Here is an 18,671-nt window from a genome sequence, read left to right as displayed (position 1 = left end):
TCTTCTACCGTCAGGCTGTCGGCAAACCGGCAAGCACCGATTTCTTCAACAAAAAAGTGACCACCTCAACCGACAGTGCAGTGAGATCGGCGGGGTCCATTTCAGCCATTTCCTGAGCGGTCAGCGCGGGCGTGGAGATGCGGGGAATAATCGTCATCATCGCGCCGACGTCCATATCCATGATCGCCTGCAAACGGGTGCCACGCAGCGCGCCGGACTGCGGCTTGCGCAGCACAATTTCGGCAATTTCGGTTTTACCGCGTTTGATTGGGGTGTCCAGCTGTACGGTTTTTTCAGTCAGTTGTTCGCTCATCGTCATTTCCTGTTAATAAGGTACTGGCGCGGCTGCCCGCGCCTTTAAAGTAGATCAGAGGCCGAGGGCGTTGCGGTGTTCTTCCATCAGGTCCACGCCATCAACGATTTCAATCATGTTGATCACATCAACCTCATAGAGCACCTCGCCGTTAATGGTCAGCTTCGCGTAGCTGTTGGTGCTGCTGACTTTTGTGGTGTTGCTCTCGCCGGTTTTCCATTCGCCGGAATCGACTTCTTTATGTCGCCCGCGTACAACCAGCTCAACGGCCTGCACTTCGCCGGTATCGTCACGCTGAATGGAGCCGGTGAAACGCAGCTGGATACCGTCAACGGTGGCTTTACCCATCTGCTTGAATAACAGCAGTTCGGTGCCACCGATTGAAAATTCCGTGTCCAGCGCGCCATCATCCAGCCCCAGATCAACATCCGCAGAACCGGGCATACCGCCGCCGCGATACTTTTCAAACTTGCGGCCGAATTTAGGCAGGGTCAGGGACTCAACGATCCCCTGATAGTTATTCCCGTCGTTAAACAGGTTCAGGTGTTTTAACTTACGTGGTAAAGCCATATTGTCCCCTTACGCGCTGACCTGGCTGGAGAAATCCAGCAGATACTGATCGGTGATGCGCTGGCGCAGCATCAGGTTTTCCAGAGGCGGTACCGGCGTATAGTCGTAATCGATAGTGAGCTTCCCGGCTTTCAGGGAATCTTTATCGTTTACGGACTCATCCAGCCAGCAGTCGGCGCCGATGATGTAGCCCTGCGTTTTCAGGTTGCGCAGTTTGGCGCGAATACCTTCGATAATGTCGCGGGCCAGTGACGGGTTAAGCACGCCATCCACCGCCCACATGTGCGCTTCAGCGATGGTGTCAGCCAGTACCTGCGCGGTTCGGGTGTAGTTTTCAAAGGCAAACAGAGGATCGTCACTGAGGCAGCGGGAGCCCCAGAAGCGGAAACCGTCTTTGCGGATCAGCGTGGTGACATCGTTCTGGTTCAGCAGCCCCGCATCGGTTGCCGGGTCCTGCAAATCCCAGAACACATCGGCAGAAATGCCGGTGACGCCGTTCACGCCCACGTTGGACAGGGATTTATGCCAGCCGGTCTGCTCGTCAATTTTGGCACGCAGCCCAAGCGCACGGGCGGAGGCGTAAGCCGTTGCGTCAGCATTCAGCACGGTGTCAAAACTGATGAAATCAGGCCAGATCAGCATCCCCTCGCGCTGGCTGAAATTAGCGCGGTAGGCAATGGCCTCTTCTACCGTTTTGCAGCCGTAGGCTGACAGATAGGCGAACCCGCGCAGACTCTTCGCCACGCTCAGCAACTCAGTGGCAACCGCCTGCGTGTCGTGCCCCGGGACGCCAAGAATGCGCGGCTTAACGCCTAGCTGGGACTGCGCAGATAACAGCGCTTTCATACCCGTTTTTTTACCGTCAGCTGTCACGCCGCCGATAATGTTGGAGGTTGTTTCCGCTTCGGTTTCACCCTGAGCTACGCACACAACGACGGTCACGGGTTTAGCCTGGTCGGCAATTGCATCCAGCGAGCGGGCCAGCGTGCCGGACTCGCCTGCTTTACCGCTGGCGGTTAGCACGTCGGTGAGTAGGACCGGTTTATTGAGGGGGAACACGGACGCATCTGCATCATCGCCGGTACAGACCATATCGACAATTGCCGTGCTTACTGTTGAAATGGGGCGGGTGCCATCGTTGACCTCAACGACGCGCACACCATGGTGATAATCCTGAGCCATAAGGCATTTCTCCGGTTTACAGGGGTGCGTCTATGCTGCATGTTGGCAATTGATGGCGCATTTGATATGAATTGTGCTGTTACCCACACAATGCATAGAGAGACTTGGATTTATCTATGAAAGCAGAAGACAATCTGGTTGATACTTGGCTAAAAGAATCAGTAAAAAGAGAAATGCTTTTCCGCGTGGGTGCATGGTCGACATTCACATTTCTAGTCTTTTATATTAGTTTTAAAGACCCTTCGTTTGCCCTAAAGAATTATGCATTTCCTTTCATCCACAAAGAGCTGGATAAGTTAAATTTTGTTTGGGCATTTTTACTTTACCCCGTGTTGCTGGCATTCTTTTTCAAAGACATTAAACATTCCAAACCGAGCAAATGGGATGGAAACACATTTCTTTCTAACGCAGGAATGATAGTAAAAAAGCTTACCGGTGAACTTTTATTGTGGGTGAGCGGTATCTCAGTTTCTCTTTTCTTGGTTTTTATTACCACCTTGCCAGCATTATTAATCAGTGAACCCAATACAAGCCCAAGGGATTATGTACTTTCTCTTTACTCAATATTTTGCATTGGGTTACTAACACTCATCAGTTTGAAGACCTACTATCTTCTGAGAATAGACAAGCCATTCATATTTAACTGGGTAACCTCACATACAAAAATAAAAATCATCTATGCAATGATGTTTATTGCTTCTTTGGCTCTTCTGAAATAGCGCAATTTTCAATCGATGATATTCATAAGAATTTACAGAGTGCCCCTATAGAGTAAGGGGCATTCACCTAATCAGGGCATATCAGGCCAGTCAATAGCGGGCGCGGTGCTAGTATCCACTCGGGTCAGCAGTACGCGGTATTTTCGCCAAGCATCAAAGCGGGCTTTTTCGTCCTCTGTAGCCATGTCCAGATCAACCGCATCCTGCAGGGGGTCAATTTGCTCGCTTGCACTATTGATCAGTGCCGCTTTGGTGACGTTTGCTTCGGCTACTTCTGCCGTCTTTTGTGCTGCTTCATCCGTCACCCATCGCTCACCGTTCCATTTATCGTAAGCCGTAGCGGGTTCGTAAAGCGTGGTATTAGCCGGGTAATCACCTGGCGCAGTGATTTGCAGGGATTCTCCCGTTTTGATATTCCATACGGTTTCACCACGATGATCGGCTTGATATTCCCACCCGGTCAGCTTGCTGTTGCGGCAGATCACATAACCGCTCTTTGCTGCCAGCGGCTTATCGGTACAGGCGTTTGCCGGAATGCTGACACCCACCGGGAGATATTCGGTTGACTGAGATAAGTAAGCCCGTGTCTGACTGTCGTAGTTAAAAATAACAATATCACCCGCTACAGCGGCAAAGCCATTTTCTAAAACTGCAGTTTGCATTATGCGGCCCTCACGATGTAGTTGAATGAAACGTTGCGCGGGCGCGTTTCAGTGCTGCTCATTGGCTGAGTGGACGCGCTCACAACGCCACCATCAGTAATCACAGAATTAGGTAATGGATAGTTATCAAAATCAATGACAGGCGCAGACGGCGTAATTTGCTTTAAAATCGTGGTTCCCGCGAAATCGGCTAAAGACGAATCATTAAGGCGCGCCGTCCAGAACCCATAACGATGAATATGCGGCCCTAAATCATGACTTTGTGCAGACAAAATCCCCCTTCCGGCATCAACCCCACGCCCGTCATCCCAGCCGCGCACAAACTCACCTCGTAAATCAGGGAGTTTTAGCCCCGGATACGCCTGTGCCAGCTTCGGATACTGCGCAGCAGTAAAGGATGCCCCGTTGCACTTGAGCCATCCGGCAGGTGCTGCCGCAAGAGGCCACGGGATCGGCACACCCACAGGTAAAGCAGAACCGGCCCCCAAGCCGAGGTTATTCAGGAATGCGGTAACGTCGGCAATATCAGCGCCGTTAGCGGACTTATCCATTTTCCCCGCAAGCGCATTGGTCATGGTGGTGGCAAAGTTCGGATCATTCCCCAGTGCTGCTGCCAGTTCGTTCAGCGTATCCAGCGCGCCGGGGGAGGAATTAACAAGGGCCGTAATGGCTGCCTGCACAAACGCCGTGGTGGCAAGCTGGGTGGTGTTATTCCCTGCCGCTGCTGTTGGGGCTTTTGGCGTTCCGGTTAACGTCGGACTGGCCTTTGGGGCGTACTGCGTATGGGGATCAGCGGCAGCGATATGTTTTGCCATCTGGTCATCCACATACACCTTTAACTCCAGCACCTTATCATCCACATACTTGGGGGTTGCCAGCACCACTGCCGGGTCAATTTTCAGGGTGATGTTATCGGTGCTACTGGTGATCAGCACCATGCGCACGGTCTGCGTGCGCCCGCTCCCCTCTGCCAGCTGCGGCTTGTAGCTTTCAGGGCAGTTGCCGACCGCAATCAATGCGCCTGTCTCATCGAACAGGCCAACCTCACGAATCCACCAACCGCCCTCCGTTTCCGGGATAACCTGTTCCGCAATAATCTGGCTACTGTTCTGCGGGTCGATGTACAGCATATTGAGATCGGCCCGACGTTTTTCAGCAATCAGGGCCGTCTGTTGCGCGCTGGGTGTCGGCAGCACGCCGCCGCCATCGCCCACCGCCATTTTGGTAATTTTCAGCGGTACACCGAGCGCGGTGGCGCTTGCCAGTTTCGCCGCGCCGATCTCCGTCAGCAGGGTGTAGAATTTTGCGCTCATGGATTCACTCTCACTGTGTCGATAACGTGGACCGCCCCGCCCTCGTAAGCGGTGCCGCCGGAAATAATGGTGTCGTTGATATACGGATAAATCGTGATTTCTTCGCCGGTGTAGGTGACCGCGCCGACAAAATACGGCCCGCTGGTCTGCAGGTTGATGGACATGCCGATCAGATGACGGCTGCAGGGTTTGGCGTCGCTGATGAGGCGCTCCAGCTCCAGATAGGTTTCTTCCGTGATGCCCTGGTCCTGCACGCCGATATCCAGGCGAAACGTGCCCGGCTGTTCACCGGTCTGCCACCATTCGATAATGCGGATCAGAAAGCCGAACGGCTCCACCACCCGACGCACCGCACTGGTCGTCCCTTTGTGCTGATGGATATAGAACGCATCCTGTACCACCCGGCGCTTGACGCTCTCCGTCCAGCCCTCGTCCCAGCGGTCTACAGAAAAGGCCCACGCCAGATACGGCAGAAAACTGATCGGACAGGTTGCCGGGTTCCACAGGTCACGCAGCGGCACCGCAAGCCCGGAAATGCCGCTGCAGCTCTGCGCCAGTCGGCGCTCAAGCGGCGATGAGCCAGGCGGCAACAGGCTATTCATCCGTGCCCCCGTTGGTCACATTCCACTGCGTACATGAGGCAGCCTGCGTCTTATCCAGCACCACATCATTCAGAGGAGACGCCAGCTCCACGCGCTGAACACCTTCGACATGCAGCGCGGCATACAGTGCACTGCGGCGGATATCGCGTCCGAGCCGCGTCTGGCTGGCGATGTACTTCTGCAGGCTGGCTTTTGCCGCCGCCATCACCGGCTCCGCCTCCGGTCCAGGATAGAGTAAAATGGTTGCATCCACGCTGTAGGGGATAATTTCGGCGCTGCGCACCGTCAGGTGATCCGCCACCGGGCGCACGCTCTCGCTGTTCAGCGCTTTTTCCACCACAGCCAGCAAGTCATTCTCTGCCGTGCCATCACCCTCGCGGCTCAGCACCGTCAGCACCACTTCCGCCGGTGCCGGACTGGTTGCGCTGGCATCCGCCACCCGCCCGTCCGCACTTCTGGCGTGAAACTCATAGGCCGCCGTCGGCCCCGCAACAGACAGCCCTTCAAACGCGGCGGGTACACGCAGGCGCAGCGCCTCGTCACTTTCCATCACGGCAGCTACCGGTGGCACGGCGTCGTTATCGGCAGGCGTCACTGTCAGGCGCTTCACGTTATAATTGGCGGCAAGTTGTTCCAGATCGCCGCCAAGGGCATACGCCACCATGACCGCCTGCGCGGCCTCATTGATACGCTGGCGCAGCAGAACTTCTCGGTAGGTGTTTTCCTGCAACTGTTTGGTGATGGGTTCAGATTCGAGCGCCAGCGTGCGCGTGACGGCTACCTGCTCGTCCACCGGATAGAGCGCCACAAAGGCGGCCTTGCGCTCCGCCAGCAGCGTCTCAAAATCCGGCACGTCCACAATCTGCGGCGCGGGGAGCTGGGAAAGGTCAATGACCGCCATTGTCTGCTCCTGTTGAAACGGAAAGGGAAACCGGTGCGCTGCTGTTGCGCTGCCCGGTAAGGTCAACCAGCATGGAACCGTCAAAGTTAGAGCTGATGGTGATGGAGTCTAGCGTCAGGCGAGGTTCCCAACGACTCAGCGCCATATACACCGCCGACATGATCTGCAGGCGCAGCGCTGGGTTCTGCGGCTGGTCAATCAGGACAGACAGCAGCGAACCGTATTCACGTCGGGCAACGCGACTGCCCTGCGGCGTCAGCAGAATGTCACGCACCGACTGACGCAGATGATCCGTGTCTGTAATGGCTTGGCCGTTGTTCTGACTCATGCCGAGATACAGCGTCATACCGGGCCTCCCGACGTGTCGCCGCCTGATTTAACTTTATTGTGCGCGTGGTTATCCACCACGATCCCGTTGGAACTCATCGGGCCGCCACCCTGGGTGACAGCGCCGTTGATCACCACTTCGCTGTTGATGCGCGTGGTGTTGGCCTCTACAACAAAATCAGAGGTTTTGAGGGTGATATTATCTGCCGCCTCGATCACCATGGATTTGATGCCTCGGACGTGCCAGCGCCCGGTGGCGGGTTCATACTCAAACCAGCCGCCGTCCGGGTACTGCGTCACGCTGGCGTCTACGGAATCCGACGGCGGTGCAAACTGGCTGGAGTAGATAGCAGGCAATGCGAATGCAGTTTCGAGGTTGCCGCCCATGCTCAGAACCACTACCTGCTCATCCGGCGAAGGACACCACCATGTACGGGCACCACCGGCACGCAGCGTCAGCCAGTTAATCCAGTTGGTTTCGAGTTCGCCGACTTTCACCCGGCACAGCCAGTTTTCCCGGTCCACTTCGGTCACGGTGCCGGAGCGGATCAGGTTGGTGATAAGGCGCATGATTTCTGTGAGTTGTGAGTTCATTACACTATCATGAACATAAACTTGATTTGCTAATATCAAATGATATTGTTCTAGGTACTACACAAGGAGGATAAATGTCGCAACAAGAATATGATTCAGTTTCTATTAAATTCTTCCCTTTAAGTCAAAATAATGTTCCACAAGAAAAAGGAAGACTCACCGAAATAGAGATGATTTGTGATTTAAAAATCGAAGATAACACAAAGTGGCATAAATTTTCATTTAAAACACTCGATAAAAATATTTTTTCACTTTATAACACCGACAAATGGCGAATTGAAATCCCATTACATTACGTTAATGGCGATCTTTTAAAAACTGTCACACTAGAGAACTGTAGGATCAGTGATTTGGGCCACTATACCTCTGGTTTAAACGAGCATTATAAATTTACTGCGCATCCTAGTGAAACTGTCATCAGACGTAAGAAATATGATACGAAAACAAACAAAAAAACAAAAATCAATTTTCACATAAACCCTGCCAACTTAGTTTCACCAAATATTAAACATTCATTTGAGCAAGATGGAGGGATTAAACAAACAAAAAACCAGCCTATAGTGATAGATTTAATGGATAAAGGCAAGGTATTATTGGATGCAAAATTCGTTGCGAGTGGTACATCCAATAACATAACACTTAAAAAAACTCAACTTTACACATTAGAAGTTGAAAACGAGTGTTTAACAATCGGTGATATTAAAGATAATCTTTTAGAAGAAATAGATTTGTTAAATGATATTATATCCTTTATTCATGACAAAAAAATATTTTGCGCTAAATGGACACTGGATACATCAAATGAACTCACGACCATTTATCGCCATTTTAATATCAAAACAACCAACACATCGGGTGACAAGGCAATTTTAACCCCGCCAGAAGTTAATAAAAGCTTGAATAAAATTTTTCACAATTACAAAAAATCAATATATAAACAAAATATAAAACTGGCTATTAACACACTGATTTTGCAGGAGCAGTATCTTGAACCATATTATCTATCTTTATTTCAGGCATACGAATCCATAACCTTAACCTACAAAAAAAACAAAACCACACAATACATCATCCCCGAAAATGAATTTAAAACATTAAGAAAAAAAATAGAAAAATTTTTAAGCCCCGACATCCTAGAAGACAAGGATATCCGTTCAAAAATAAAAGGAAAACTTAGTGAACTTAACAGAACATCTCTACGTGATGTAGTCAATAGTTTTGAAGCTGAACTTAACAATAAGAATGATGATTTATGGCCTATCTTCCGAGATAAAAACGGTATCGGGCTAGCAGATATCAGGAACGCTATAATCCATGGGGAATTAATAGAAGATAGTAATATGACAAGTATAATCATTGCTTGTGAACACTTAAAAATCCATCTTGCGCGACTGGTATTGACCCTACTTAGTCAGAAAATTGAAAGCACATCCTATTCCGAACAAGATATTAATATGAGAACTAAGCTGAATGAATTTAGTTTTTGGAGCGAATACAGGAATTCACTAACTAAAGCACTCCTTTAGTTTTTTTTCAAAACGTGGTGATTTTAATATTAAAATCACCACAACAACTTACAAACCATTTCGCAACCAAGTATAAAATGAATTATAAACAATCAACTGCATTTCATCATTTACCCCAAGAAGAAGACGCCTACTGTAACGAATAGTAGGTCCTTTACTACTAATTTGATCCCGTAAGCCGTAATGATGAACCCTAGCAATACTCTGCACCTTCCCCGCAAACTGCACACTGGCTGAATCCGCGCTGGCTGTAGTTTTCAGGTATTTCGCCGTGCGTAGTTTCGAGAACATCTGCCGTTTAATGCGTCCCTTTTTAGTCCTCGCCGTGACTTTTCGCGGCTCATACCCGCTGCCGTCAGGATTACGCTGCAGCCGGATGTTGTTTTGCTGATTCCTCCGCAACTCCTGCGCCAATTCCCGCATCATGCGCTGACGTGCGGCTGGCTCCAGATTCGCCAGCAGTGCGGCCAGCCACTCGTCCACTTTATGCAGATTATCCACGTTTCACCGTCCACATTTCTTCTGGCTCGTCGGGTTCTGGCTCCGCCTCAACCGTCGAGATACCACCATCGGAGCTGACCAGCACGCGCTCCGTCAGCTGCAGGTTCAGGCTTATATCACACACGTCATTGCGCAGAATATCCACCTCAAAGGTAAACAGCTTTTCGCGCAGGTCCGGGTTGTTGATGGCATCCGTCTGATTATCTTTCAGCCACAGCAGGACCGGGGCCATGAGCAGATTCTGGTCGCCGCTGAAATCCTCGATCACCACGTTCAGGGTGTAACGGTATTCCCATGACATAGACTGCGCGCCGGTTGCCGCTAGGGAACCGTTATCCACGAACAGATGCAGCTTGTCCGGATTATCGCGCACATAAGACACCGCTTTATTTAGGGCGTTGCGTAAGGACTGCGGCTTGTTCACTGTTTCGCTCCTGGCACGCCACTATCGTGTCCACTTTGTCAGCACAGACCGCCCAGGCGGCCTCGGTTTCATCCAGCATCGTGTTCAGATCGCCGTTAGTGCGCGGCGCTGACGGGTTCAGGCTGCACGGCGTCACTCTCGGACAGCCATTCACGGTAAGCTGCACCTCCGGCGAGGGCCGGACGTTCCCGCAGCCGGATAATGTCAGCAGGCAAAGGAGTGTCAGCCCAGCGGCGTAAATCTTCGTTCTCACGTTTCAGTTCCTCGATCCGGTGCTGGCGGTTGCGCAGCAGCGCGGTGGTCTGTTCCGCCGCCGCATAAAGCCGCATCTGCTCCCGGCTGTTGGTTTCGGTCAGAATGGATAGACCGATCAGCTGGCTGTTTTTCTGCGCCAGTGCCTGCGCTTTAGTCGCCAGCTGTTCGCCTTGCGTTTCGATGGCGTGCCGGGCGTTGTTCAGCCGCCACGACTGCCAGGCCAGCGCCGCCAGTACAACCGCGAGCATGACCGCCAGCGTGCGCGTCATTCCCCAGCCCCTTTCAGGCACCAGGCCATTTCCCGCGCGCGGCGGTTGTCCAGTCCCTGATTAAACATGCCTTTGACATACACCCAGCGCGGCAACTGACGGCAGGCATCCGTCCAGCGCTTTTGATTGAGCAGTTTCACCAGCGTGGAGCTGCAGGCGTTGCCGGTGCCGACGTTGAAGGCAAACGACACCACGGCGTCATAGACCTTTTGCGGCATCGAAGGCACCACGCACTTCTCCAGCGCCCGCTCCACCTGCAGCACGTTGGCAATAAGCCCCTGCGCCGCCTGCCGTTCCGTGATGGTTTTGCCAGGCGTCACGCCGGACGTGTTGCCGATGCCGTCGGTCCAGACACCTGCGCTGCACTGGTACGGCTGCAGGCGGCAGCCTTCATAATCGGCAATCAGTTTCAGCCCTTTCACAGAGGTATGAAGCGACTGAAAGCCGGGCAGCGTGGCGGCGATAGCCAGCACCGCCCCGACCAGGCAGCGCTTAACGATTGAAGGATTCATATTCCCCCTGCGAGATTTTGCCGCCGCGCAGCAGTTTGAAGGACTGGTGTTTGTAGTACCAGTTGATCGCCAGCATCAGCACACCAATCAGCACGCCGCCAACCGTTGACGCATCCTTGAGCGACAGGTCACCCAGCCAGGCCAGCAGCACGGCGATGCAGTAAGTGATAAAGGCGCTGAGTCGTTCAAGCGTCATCATTCAGTCCCATAGCTGGACGGTCTGCGCGGTGGCCGCTGTCGGGAGATCCGGCAGCTCCACCTGCAGCCCGTGCGGTAAAAAGGGGCCATGTTCAGCCAGCCCCGGATTGGCCCGTAATACTTGCTCCGTAACACCCTGCGTGCACCCGTAATGACGCCAGCACAACGCGTCCACCGTGTCATACTGGTGCGCACGCACTTTCATCAGATAAGCTCCACCGTGCAGTGCGGCGCATCCTGCACCCGGCTGATGGCCCAGCGCGCATCCCGCCACAGGTCCCCGCTGGCCTCCGCCAGCTCTTCCCCACGTTTCACGCCGGACGCCGTGGCGTCATAGTCCTGATAACGCTCATTGAGCACAGCGCGCGCCCAGCAATAGACAGCGTTGTGGTAGTGCTGGATGCGTTCGTTTTTGCCGTCGAGCACGTCCGCAGGCACCTCGGCCAGTACCTGAAACCCCAGCATTCGCTGGCGGTTGCGGAAGTCGAACAGCTCGGCGTTCACTTCGGAGATAGCGGTCAGCAGCACCGGCTTTAAGCGCGGCTGCGTCACCGTGCCATCAGTGCGCATCACGCTGCGAAACTTCGACACATCCACATCCGGCCAGAACGGCGTATTTTTTATGACCTCCGCCTGTTCCGGTGCCGGTTCGGGCGCAACAAACTTCATGCGGTCTTCTCCTGAATAAGTGGGCGGTGGACGGGATTTTGATGAGGCAGTGCCTGTCGCCATCCCGTGCCGCCCGTGCGCGGGGCACGTTCCGTCAGCGGTCGTTGCGCAGTCTGCGTTCCAGCCGCTCTTTGTCTTTCTTCACGCCGCAGCGGGAATCCAGCTGGAGCGCATGAGTGAGGTGATTGAGAGCCGATGCCGGATGGTTCTCGCTCAGCACCGCGCCGATGGCTTTATGCAGACGCGCCCGTGACTGGTCCGGCATATCCTGCCCTGTGGTTAGGTCCAGCGTCTGCAGCAGCAGGTCGGCGTCGAAAGGAGCCGCCGCCAGCATCGCGCTTTGCGCCGCATCGGCCATTTCCTCGGCCAGCACAGTCTGCACGTTGCGGTTGCCGAGCGGCATCACCCAGCCATGGCGCAGAGCATGTCGTCCTATTTCCAGCGCACCGGCATAGTCACCGGCGTCGATACGCCACAGCATCACGTACATCAGGACGTCATCCTGCTGCGCGCCTCCGGCTGCCAGCACGCCGTCCGCCCAGGCGGAATATTTCGGCAGCAGCTCCACCTTGATTTGCGCGTTTTTCACCGTGGACTGGATGCCCTTAAGGCGGCGGCGATCTTCTGCCAGCTGGAGCAGCATCAGGTCATAGCCCGACGCATGGCGAACACTGCCGCCCTCGCGGGCGGCCTGCTCAGCCTGAATGCGCAGGCGGTGCTGCCGTGCGGGACTCAGGCTCATGCGTTACTCCCCTGCTTCCGGTACAGCGGGTGCGCTGAAGTCACCGATGGTGATGTTTTCCACCAGGGCGGCGCAGCGGTAGTCCTCGACCACGTAGGCCTCATTCACCGATTCAAAATTTTCGATGCGGTCACGTTTTGGGTTGTCTATAACCGAGCGGCGGCGGGTGTCTTCCTGCCAGTAGATGGACAGGTTATCTAGACGAGTGATAAGCACAGCATTCGCCGGGAAATACGGCGCGCGCACGGCCTGCAGGCCGCCCATGCGTTTCTGGCTGATGATCAGATCGGCGGCAATTTTCTCGCTGTTCTCCTGCTCCTTGTTGACCAGCGGGAAATACTTGTCGGATAACAGCTCACGGCCACAGACCACAACCAGCTCGTCATCGTCCTGGAAAATCGGATCGATAAGCTCGTTAACCGCATCCATCACCAGCGCGTCGAGGTTGGCGTACAGACCGCCCTTCCCGACTTTCACCGGTTCGACGGTCACGGTGCCATCATCAGCCGTTTTAGTGCCCAGCACGTTGTCTGGCGCGTCTTCACGAATTTTCTGCAGCCAGCCCTTGTTCACATCCTGCAGCAGTACGTTCTCGCCGCGATTGGAGGTCTTGGCACGCTTCACGCCGTTGAAGCCGATCATGATGCGGTCCAGCGCCTGGCGTTTGACGATGGCGTTGCGGATACGCACCTGGAAGTCCTGGAACTTGGCCCACAGGTCCAGCTTCGCGTAGGTCAGCACGGTGTCGAAGTTGGTCTGCTCGCATTTGTATTCCACGTCGGCCATCAGCGTCGGATCGGTCGGCTCGCGCTCTTTGGTGGTGGTGTCGGTGGTACCGGCAATGGTGCTGCCGACGCCCAGCCCCAACAGCTGGCCGGATTGTTCAGCCACGCCCATCACGTTGATCAGCGTCAGAAACGCGGCGGACTGCTGAATTTCATCTTCCAGCGTCTGGGATACCGACGGCTCCACGGTGAACTTGCTGGCAAGCTCAGTCACGGCCACACCGTTCAGGCGCGCCAGCTGCTGCAGGTAGGCGTTAAAGGCAAAGCGGGTTTTCTGTTTCATGTGTTGGTTTGCTCCTCAGCAATTGGTCACGGTGCCAGCCGGAGCGTCACCGCCCGGCGAGCGCTGGCGGTAGTCCCTGCGGCTGTCTTCGCGGTTCAGCTTCTGCTCAAGCTCAGCAAAAGCGGCCTGCTGTTCCTGTAGGGAAGTCTCCAGCGCGGACAGGCGTTCGTCGTTTTCGGTCAGGGTTTTGGCGATGCGTTCGCTCAGGTTCTGCTGCTCGGTGGCGACCAGCTCTACGGCCTGATGCACGTCAGAGAAACGCGCGTCGTCGGTCTGCTCTTTTTTGGTGAACAGCGCGGTGACGCGGGCAAACAGGGAGGGTTTGTCGTCATGGACCTCTTCCAGCTCGATCAACGTTTCTTCAGCGGCAGAAAACAGGTTGTCCGGTTTCTGCTTACGGTTCGCCAGCGGGTTGTGGGCAGCACTGGCGCTGAACGCCAGCATTTCCGTGCCGAGGCTCGCCGGGTCGTCCGTCGCAGCCAGACCGACAAGATAGGCTTTGCCGGTGTCGGCGAATTTCGGGCTGACCTCCATTGAGGTGAACAGCTTCTGGCCTTTTTTGACCAGTTCCACGAGTGAAGTGGTAGGCTCCACGTCGGCGTATAACGCCATTTTGCCCGCAAGCGGGCCGTCCTTGATCTCTTCGGCAACCAGCGCCGTCACCTGGCCGTAGCGGTTAAAGGCACTGTCAGGGGAATAAGACTTGATGTGCTCAAGGTTAATCAGCGCGGTGTAAACCGTCGGGTTGTAGCTGGCTGCCATCTGTTCCAGCCATTCGCGCTGGATTTCGCGCCCGTCGGTGGTGGCACCTTCCACCCCGATGCGGAAACGCTTTGCTTTCACTGTCATGAGCCGTGCTCCGTAGAAAACTGTCTGGAGCCTTATGGTTGCGGGGATGGGGGGAGTGAGACAACGCGCGGCGCTTGTGCCTTTCGCCATACAAAACGAAGCCGAAGAAAGAGGACATTCAAGGCCGTAGGCTTGTGCCATGGATATGACACTGACCCCCGCAGACCTCGATCCCCGTAGGCAGGCTATGCTGCTGTACTTTCAGGGATACCGCGTAGCCCGCATTGCTGAAATACTGGGCGAGAAAGTTGCAACCGTTCACAGCTGGAAGAGGCGCGACAAATGGGGCGAGTACGGGCCGCTGGATCAGATGCAGCTCACCACCGCCGCGCGTTACTGCCAGCTCATCATGAAGGAGCAGAAAGAAGGGAAAGACTTCAAGGAAATTGACCTGCTGGCGCGCCAGTCCGAGCGCCACGCCCGGATCGGCAAATTCAACGACGGCGGCAACGAGGCCGACCTGAACCCCAACGTCACCAACCGCAACAAAGGCCCCCGCAAACCGCCGGATAAGAACCTCTTTACCGACGAGCAGATCGAGAAACTGCAGGAGGTATTCCACGACTCAATGTTTGCCTGTCAGCGCCACTGGTGGGAGGCAGGCAACCGGCACCGCATTCGCAACCTGCTCAAGTCGCGCCAGATTGGGGCGACCTTCTTCTTTGCCCGTGAGGCACTGATTGACGCCATCACCACCGGGCGCAACCAGATTTTCCTCTCCGCCAGCAAGGCGCAAGCGCACGTTTTCAAGCAGTACATCATCGACTTTGCCAAAGAGGTCGATGTGGAGCTGAAAGGCGATCCGATGACGCTCAGCAACGGCGCGTGCCTGTACTTCCTCGGCACCAACGCCCGCACGGCGCAGAGTTACCACGGCAACCTGTATCTGGACGAATATTTCTGGATACCGAAATTCCAGGAGCTGCGCAAGGTCGCCTCCGGGATGGCTATCCACAAAAAATGGCGACAGACCTACTTCTCCACGCCGTCCAGCCTGACGCACAGCGCGTATCCGTTCTGGTCCGGCGCATTGTTCAACCGGGGCCGAGCCAAAGCGGACAAAGTGGATATTGACCTGACTCACCCCACTCTGGCCCCCGGCCTGCTCTGTCCGGACGGTCAGTATCGCCAGATTGTCACCGTGGAGGATGCGGTGCGTGGCGGGTGTAACCTGTTCGATATTGACCAGCTGCGCATGGAGTACAGCCCGGACGAGTACCAGAACCTGCTGATGTGCGAGTTTATCGACGATCTGGCTTCGGTGTTTCCGCTCAGCGAGCTGCAGGCGTGCATGGTCGACAGCTGGGAAGTCTGGGCAGATTTTCAGGCTCTGGCCCTGCGCCCGTTTGGCTGGCGGGAAGTGTGGATCGGTTATGACCCAGCGAAGGGCACGCAGAACGGCGACAGCGCCGGATGCGTGGTCATGGCTCCGCCCACAGTACCTGGCGGCAAGTTCCGTATTCTGGAGCGTCACCAGTGGCGCGGAATGGACTTCCGCGCCCAGGCGGACGCTATCAAGAAACTGACGCAGCAGTACAACGTGACCTATATCGGCATCGACTCCACCGGCGTCGGCCACGGCGTGTATGAGAACGTGAAAGCGTTCTTTCCTGCCGTCCGTGAGTTTGTTTACAACCCCAACGTCAAGAACGCCCTGGTGCTCAAGGCGTACGACATTATCAGCCACCGCCGTCTGGAGTTTGACGCCGGGCATACCGATATCGCGCAGTCCTTCATGGCAATCCGCCGCGCCACCACCGCCAGCGGCAACCGCCCGACCTACGAAGCCAGCCGCAGTGAAGAAGCCAGCCATGCCGATCTGGCCTGGGCGACGATGCACGCATTGTTTAACGAACCGCTGCAGGGCGAATCCGCCAATACCAGCAATATTGTGGAGATTTTTTGATGGGCAAGAACGAGAAAAACCGCGCTGCGGTTCAGCGCACCAGTGGCGCATCAGCAGAAGCATTCAACTTCGGCGATCCGATCCCGGTGCTGGACCGCCGCGAACTGCTGGACTACGTGGAATGCGTGCAAATGGATAAATGGTATGAGCCGCCCGTGAGCTTTGACGGGCTGGCCCGCACTTACCGCGCCGCCGTGCATCACAGCTCACCGATTGCCGTTAAGCGCAACATCCTGACCAGCACGTTTATCCCGCACCCGCTACTGAGCCAGCAGGCATTCAGCCGCTTCGTGCAGGATTATCTGGTATTCGGTAACGCCTATCTGGAAAAGCGCACGAACCGGCTCGGCGGCATTCTGTCACTGGAGCCATCGCTGGCGAAATACACCCGTCGCGGGATCGACCTCGACAACTACTGGTTTGTGCAATACGGCATGACCACGCAGCCTTACGAGTTCACCAAAGGCAGCATCTTCCACCTGATGGAACCGGACCTGAACCAGGAGATTTACGGACTGCCGGAATACCTGTCTGCCATCCCCTCCGCTCTGCTGAATGAGTCCGCCACGCTGTTCCGCCGGAAGTATTACATCAACGGCAGCCATGCGGGTTTCATCATGTACATGACTGACGCCGCGCAGAACCAGGAGGACGTGAACAACATCCGACGGGCCATGAAAAGCGCTAAAGGACCGGGCAACTTCCGCAACCTGTTTATGTACTCGCCCAACGGCAAAAAGGACGGGATTCAGATCATCCCGTTGTCAGAAGTCGCGGCAAAGGATGAGTTTCTGAACATCAAGAATGTGAGCCGGGATGACATGATGGCAGCGCACCGTGTACCGCCGCAGATGATGGGGATTATGCCGAGCAATGTTGGGGGATTTGGGGATGTGGAAAAGGCAGCTAATGTATTTGTACGGAATGAGTTATTACCACTACAAAAAAGAATGGAAGAGATCAATCAATGGTTAGAAGATGACATATTGCATTTTGCGAAATACACTTTAAATTAACACACTAAAATTCAAACCCACAAATTTAACACGGAAGGTAATACCTCCCGTGTTATAATTAGTTATTCTCTCAATTTCCGCCTTAATAGACTGCGTATAAATCTTGCCCCACTAACAGTTATCCCTTCATTAGCCACACAATGCCCCAAGCGAATCATATCATTCGAAAAAAACGATCTTCCTCCATCCCAAACTCTCTCATTATAGAAGCTTTGTATTTGGCGAGATGATGGTACCGACTCAAGATCATTAACGTCATAAGTCTCAATTATTTCTGGCAAAATCTTGGCGCGAATAAAATTCTCAACCCGCTCATTTCTTTCCTCAAGAGATATAGAGCGATCCGTTCCGCTAGAACTTTGTTCGTCTCGATTAGAAATTCGCTCTGCAAATAACCTTTTCTTTAGTTTCGTTAATTCAAACTGTAACTTTTGAGACTCATCCTCTTTCGCCTTAAGTTCTTCCTTAATGCTCTCTTTTTCTTCATGCTCTAAGTTTGCTTTTTCTAAAAGCTTATTTATCAGCTTTGTTCTCTCAGCATTTACCTTATCTAATTCATTCTGCTCATCTTCAATTTTTTCTTTCGTTTGACTCACTACAGAATTTTTTGGAGGAGTTATTATGTTACGCATAGAGCTATAACCTTCATCCAGACTTTTTAATCTCTCACCAAATCCACTTTCAATTCTAATCAACAAATCCGCAATATCTTTTGTAAACTTGAATGTATTGTTATAAAAATCATTACTCGTTTCCGTAGCCTTAAAATAGAACACTGCCGATAAACCAACAGAAAACAATGCCAATACCGTTGATAGCAAAGCAATAAAATCAAAACTCATGGTAAAAGTGGAATTATAAAACTTAAGAGAAAGAAAAAACACTACAATTATAGTAGTTATAGCCTTAACCCAATCCCAAAGATTTGCCTTTTGCATAGTCATTTGTTTTGTTGTGAACAATATTATAGATATTACCCTCACAGTGAAGTTCTAGTAAACTCCCTAAATCATATTTTTTTGCTTTTCTCAGAATTTTCAATATATCTGTTAAAAGTATTCCCCTTCTCTGAAGGTATGGTTTACAAACGATTCTGATGGCCTAAGCGCGCTCGTATCCCCGCCACGCCTGCCCGCTTTGTGCAGTGGTTTTCATGCAGGTGCATGAGGGGCCGGAAAGCGCGCCAGTTCTGGCGGCCCCGACCCGTTGCGATCCTTTTTGGATCATGCGAATCCATGCACCATAGACATGCACTGCTTGTTCAAACCGCAGGATGCCATTTGGGAGGGAGTTTCCCATGGTGCGAAATCACTAATGCGTACTCTCATCTTGCCCTACTCCGTATTCATTTAGCCTGGTAACCAGATCGCTCGTCAGCTCCGACAGCCACGAGATCGCAACCTCCTTGTCGTCATCGCTACAATCTGAGCTGGCGACCAGCCGGGCCATAAGTTCTATCCGCTGCAGTGCAAGTGACTCCATGAACAAATCGTTCACAACTCCCTCCCCTTATTACTGTTTATAAAAACAGTACAACATATGTATTTAAAGCT

Annotated in this window: 25 protein-coding genes; 4 read left to right on the top strand and 21 right to left on the bottom strand. The window is 53.5% G+C overall.

Annotated elements, in window-relative coordinates:
• Positions 1-10: 10 nt before the first annotated feature.
• The 3 genes from AC2FAP_RS01945 to AC2FAP_RS01935 are packed head-to-tail and all read right to left on the bottom strand — an operon-like array spanning position 11 to position 2,065.
• Positions 11-313: a phage tail assembly protein gene (locus AC2FAP_RS01945; RefSeq protein ID WP_007848877.1), complete on the bottom strand. Its 303-nt coding sequence runs from the start codon at positions 311-313 to the stop codon at positions 11-13.
• Between the two features lie 54 nt (positions 314-367).
• Positions 368-883: a phage major tail tube protein gene (locus AC2FAP_RS01940; protein WP_007848874.1), complete on the bottom strand. Its 516-nt coding sequence runs from the start codon at positions 881-883 to the stop codon at positions 368-370.
• A gap of 9 nt (positions 884-892) precedes the next feature.
• The gene (locus tag AC2FAP_RS01935) at positions 893-2,065 is read right to left on the bottom strand and encodes a phage tail sheath protein (RefSeq protein WP_449541363.1); all 1,173 of its coding nucleotides are present in this window, start codon (positions 2,063-2,065) and stop codon (positions 893-895) included.
• Between the two features lie 116 nt (positions 2,066-2,181).
• Here AC2FAP_RS01935 and AC2FAP_RS01930 point away from each other — a divergent pair, with 116 nt between their 5' ends.
• Positions 2,182-2,784, top strand: a complete 603-nt coding sequence (locus AC2FAP_RS01930) for a hypothetical protein (RefSeq protein ID WP_449541364.1) — start codon at positions 2,182-2,184, stop codon at positions 2,782-2,784.
• Between the two features lie 71 nt (positions 2,785-2,855).
• On the opposite strand, the gene AC2FAP_RS01925 is transcribed toward AC2FAP_RS01930, so the two are convergent.
• The 6 genes from AC2FAP_RS01925 to AC2FAP_RS01900 are packed head-to-tail and all read right to left on the bottom strand — an operon-like array spanning position 2,856 to position 7,183.
• Positions 2,856-3,446, bottom strand: a complete 591-nt coding sequence (locus AC2FAP_RS01925) for a tail fiber assembly protein (RefSeq protein ID WP_449541365.1) — start codon at positions 3,444-3,446, stop codon at positions 2,856-2,858.
• A complete protein-coding gene (locus tag AC2FAP_RS01920) occupies positions 3,446-4,759 on the bottom strand; it encodes a phage tail-collar fiber domain-containing protein (RefSeq protein ID WP_449541366.1) in 1,314 nt (437 codons plus the stop codon). The genes AC2FAP_RS01925 and AC2FAP_RS01920 overlap by 1 nt, the downstream gene beginning before the upstream one ends.
• Positions 4,756-5,361, bottom strand: coding sequence for a phage tail protein I (locus AC2FAP_RS01915; RefSeq protein WP_449541367.1), 606 nt, complete (start codon positions 5,359-5,361; stop codon positions 4,756-4,758). The genes AC2FAP_RS01920 and AC2FAP_RS01915 overlap by 4 nt, the downstream gene beginning before the upstream one ends.
• Positions 5,354-6,262 (bottom strand): baseplate assembly protein, encoded by a 909-nt coding sequence (locus AC2FAP_RS01910; RefSeq protein ID WP_449541368.1) that lies wholly within the window; start codon positions 6,260-6,262, stop codon positions 5,354-5,356. The genes AC2FAP_RS01915 and AC2FAP_RS01910 overlap by 8 nt, the downstream gene beginning before the upstream one ends.
• Positions 6,249-6,608 carry a GPW/gp25 family protein gene (locus tag AC2FAP_RS01905; protein WP_449541369.1) on the bottom strand — a complete coding sequence of 120 codons (360 nt, stop codon included), beginning with the start codon at positions 6,606-6,608 and terminating at the stop codon, positions 6,249-6,251. The genes AC2FAP_RS01910 and AC2FAP_RS01905 overlap by 14 nt, the downstream gene beginning before the upstream one ends.
• Entirely contained in the window at positions 6,605-7,183 is a 579-nt protein-coding gene (locus tag AC2FAP_RS01900) for a phage baseplate assembly protein V (RefSeq protein ID WP_060572651.1), read from the bottom strand. The genes AC2FAP_RS01905 and AC2FAP_RS01900 overlap by 4 nt, the downstream gene beginning before the upstream one ends.
• Before the next feature lie 74 nt (positions 7,184-7,257).
• Between AC2FAP_RS01900 and AC2FAP_RS01895 the strand changes: the two genes are divergently transcribed.
• Positions 7,258-8,709 carry a HEPN domain-containing protein gene (locus tag AC2FAP_RS01895; RefSeq protein ID WP_449541370.1) on the top strand — a complete coding sequence of 484 codons (1,452 nt, stop codon included), beginning with the start codon at positions 7,258-7,260 and terminating at the stop codon, positions 8,707-8,709.
• A 48-nt stretch (positions 8,710-8,757) separates the two neighbouring features.
• Here the strand turns inward: AC2FAP_RS01895 and AC2FAP_RS01890 are convergent, their stop codons facing one another.
• The 11 genes from AC2FAP_RS01890 to AC2FAP_RS01840 form a co-directional block, all read right to left on the bottom strand.
• Positions 8,758-9,210 carry a phage virion morphogenesis protein gene (locus tag AC2FAP_RS01890; RefSeq protein WP_449541371.1) on the bottom strand — a complete coding sequence of 151 codons (453 nt, stop codon included), beginning with the start codon at positions 9,208-9,210 and terminating at the stop codon, positions 8,758-8,760.
• Complete coding sequence (locus AC2FAP_RS01885; protein ID WP_449541372.1) at positions 9,203-9,634, bottom strand: phage tail protein; 432 nt, start codon at positions 9,632-9,634, stop codon at positions 9,203-9,205. Before AC2FAP_RS01885 ends, AC2FAP_RS01890 begins: the two co-directional genes overlap by 8 nt.
• Positions 9,597-9,845: an Rz1-like lysis system protein LysC gene (lysC, locus tag AC2FAP_RS01880; protein ID WP_449541429.1), complete on the bottom strand. Its 249-nt coding sequence runs from the start codon at positions 9,843-9,845 to the stop codon at positions 9,597-9,599. The genes AC2FAP_RS01885 and lysC overlap by 38 nt, the downstream gene beginning before the upstream one ends.
• Positions 9,730-10,158 carry an Rz-like lysis system protein LysB gene (lysB, locus tag AC2FAP_RS01875; RefSeq protein ID WP_449541373.1) on the bottom strand — a complete coding sequence of 143 codons (429 nt, stop codon included), beginning with the start codon at positions 10,156-10,158 and terminating at the stop codon, positions 9,730-9,732. Before lysB ends, lysC begins: the two co-directional genes overlap by 116 nt.
• Positions 10,155-10,670, bottom strand: a complete 516-nt coding sequence (locus AC2FAP_RS01870; protein ID WP_449541374.1) for a lysozyme — start codon at positions 10,668-10,670, stop codon at positions 10,155-10,157. Before AC2FAP_RS01870 ends, lysB begins: the two co-directional genes overlap by 4 nt.
• Positions 10,651-10,866: an HP1 family phage holin gene (locus tag AC2FAP_RS01865; RefSeq protein WP_214601210.1), complete on the bottom strand. Its 216-nt coding sequence runs from the start codon at positions 10,864-10,866 to the stop codon at positions 10,651-10,653. The genes AC2FAP_RS01870 and AC2FAP_RS01865 overlap by 20 nt, the downstream gene beginning before the upstream one ends.
• Positions 10,867-10,869: 3 nt before the next feature.
• On the bottom strand, positions 10,870-11,073 hold the full coding sequence (locus AC2FAP_RS01860; protein WP_449541375.1) for a tail protein X: 204 nt from the start codon (positions 11,071-11,073) through the stop codon (positions 10,870-10,872).
• Positions 11,073-11,537, bottom strand: a complete 465-nt coding sequence (locus tag AC2FAP_RS01855; protein WP_449541430.1) for a head completion/stabilization protein — start codon at positions 11,535-11,537, stop codon at positions 11,073-11,075. The genes AC2FAP_RS01860 and AC2FAP_RS01855 overlap by 1 nt, the downstream gene beginning before the upstream one ends.
• Before the next feature lie 94 nt (positions 11,538-11,631).
• A complete protein-coding gene (gpM, locus tag AC2FAP_RS01850) occupies positions 11,632-12,279 on the bottom strand; it encodes a phage terminase small subunit (RefSeq protein WP_449541376.1) in 648 nt (215 codons plus the stop codon).
• Between the two features lie 3 nt (positions 12,280-12,282).
• Positions 12,283-13,347 (bottom strand): phage major capsid protein, P2 family, encoded by a 1,065-nt coding sequence (locus tag AC2FAP_RS01845; protein ID WP_449541377.1) that lies wholly within the window; start codon positions 13,345-13,347, stop codon positions 12,283-12,285.
• 15 nt (positions 13,348-13,362) lie between these two features.
• Complete coding sequence (locus tag AC2FAP_RS01840) at positions 13,363-14,196, bottom strand: GPO family capsid scaffolding protein (protein WP_449541378.1); 834 nt, start codon at positions 14,194-14,196, stop codon at positions 13,363-13,365.
• Between the two features lie 139 nt (positions 14,197-14,335).
• Between AC2FAP_RS01840 and AC2FAP_RS01835 the strand changes: the two genes are divergently transcribed.
• Together AC2FAP_RS01835 and AC2FAP_RS01830 are read left to right on the top strand one after the other, a co-directional pair.
• Positions 14,336-16,102: a terminase ATPase subunit family protein gene (locus AC2FAP_RS01835; protein ID WP_449541379.1), complete on the top strand. Its 1,767-nt coding sequence runs from the start codon at positions 14,336-14,338 to the stop codon at positions 16,100-16,102.
• Positions 16,102-17,118: a phage portal protein gene (locus AC2FAP_RS01830; RefSeq protein WP_449541380.1), complete on the top strand. Its 1,017-nt coding sequence runs from the start codon at positions 16,102-16,104 to the stop codon at positions 17,116-17,118. The genes AC2FAP_RS01835 and AC2FAP_RS01830 overlap by 1 nt, the downstream gene beginning before the upstream one ends.
• 62 nt (positions 17,119-17,180) lie before the next feature.
• Here AC2FAP_RS01830 and AC2FAP_RS01825 read toward each other — a convergent pair whose 3' ends face one another.
• Positions 17,181-18,056: a coiled-coil domain-containing protein gene (locus tag AC2FAP_RS01825; protein WP_449541381.1), complete on the bottom strand. Its 876-nt coding sequence runs from the start codon at positions 18,054-18,056 to the stop codon at positions 17,181-17,183.
• Between the last annotated feature and the right edge of the window lie 615 nt (positions 18,057-18,671).

This window comes from Enterobacter cloacae complex sp. 394I7 (assembly GCF_057320345.1).
Note: the sequence above shows the minus strand (reverse complement) of the source record. Positions and strands in the feature narration are given on the sequence as shown.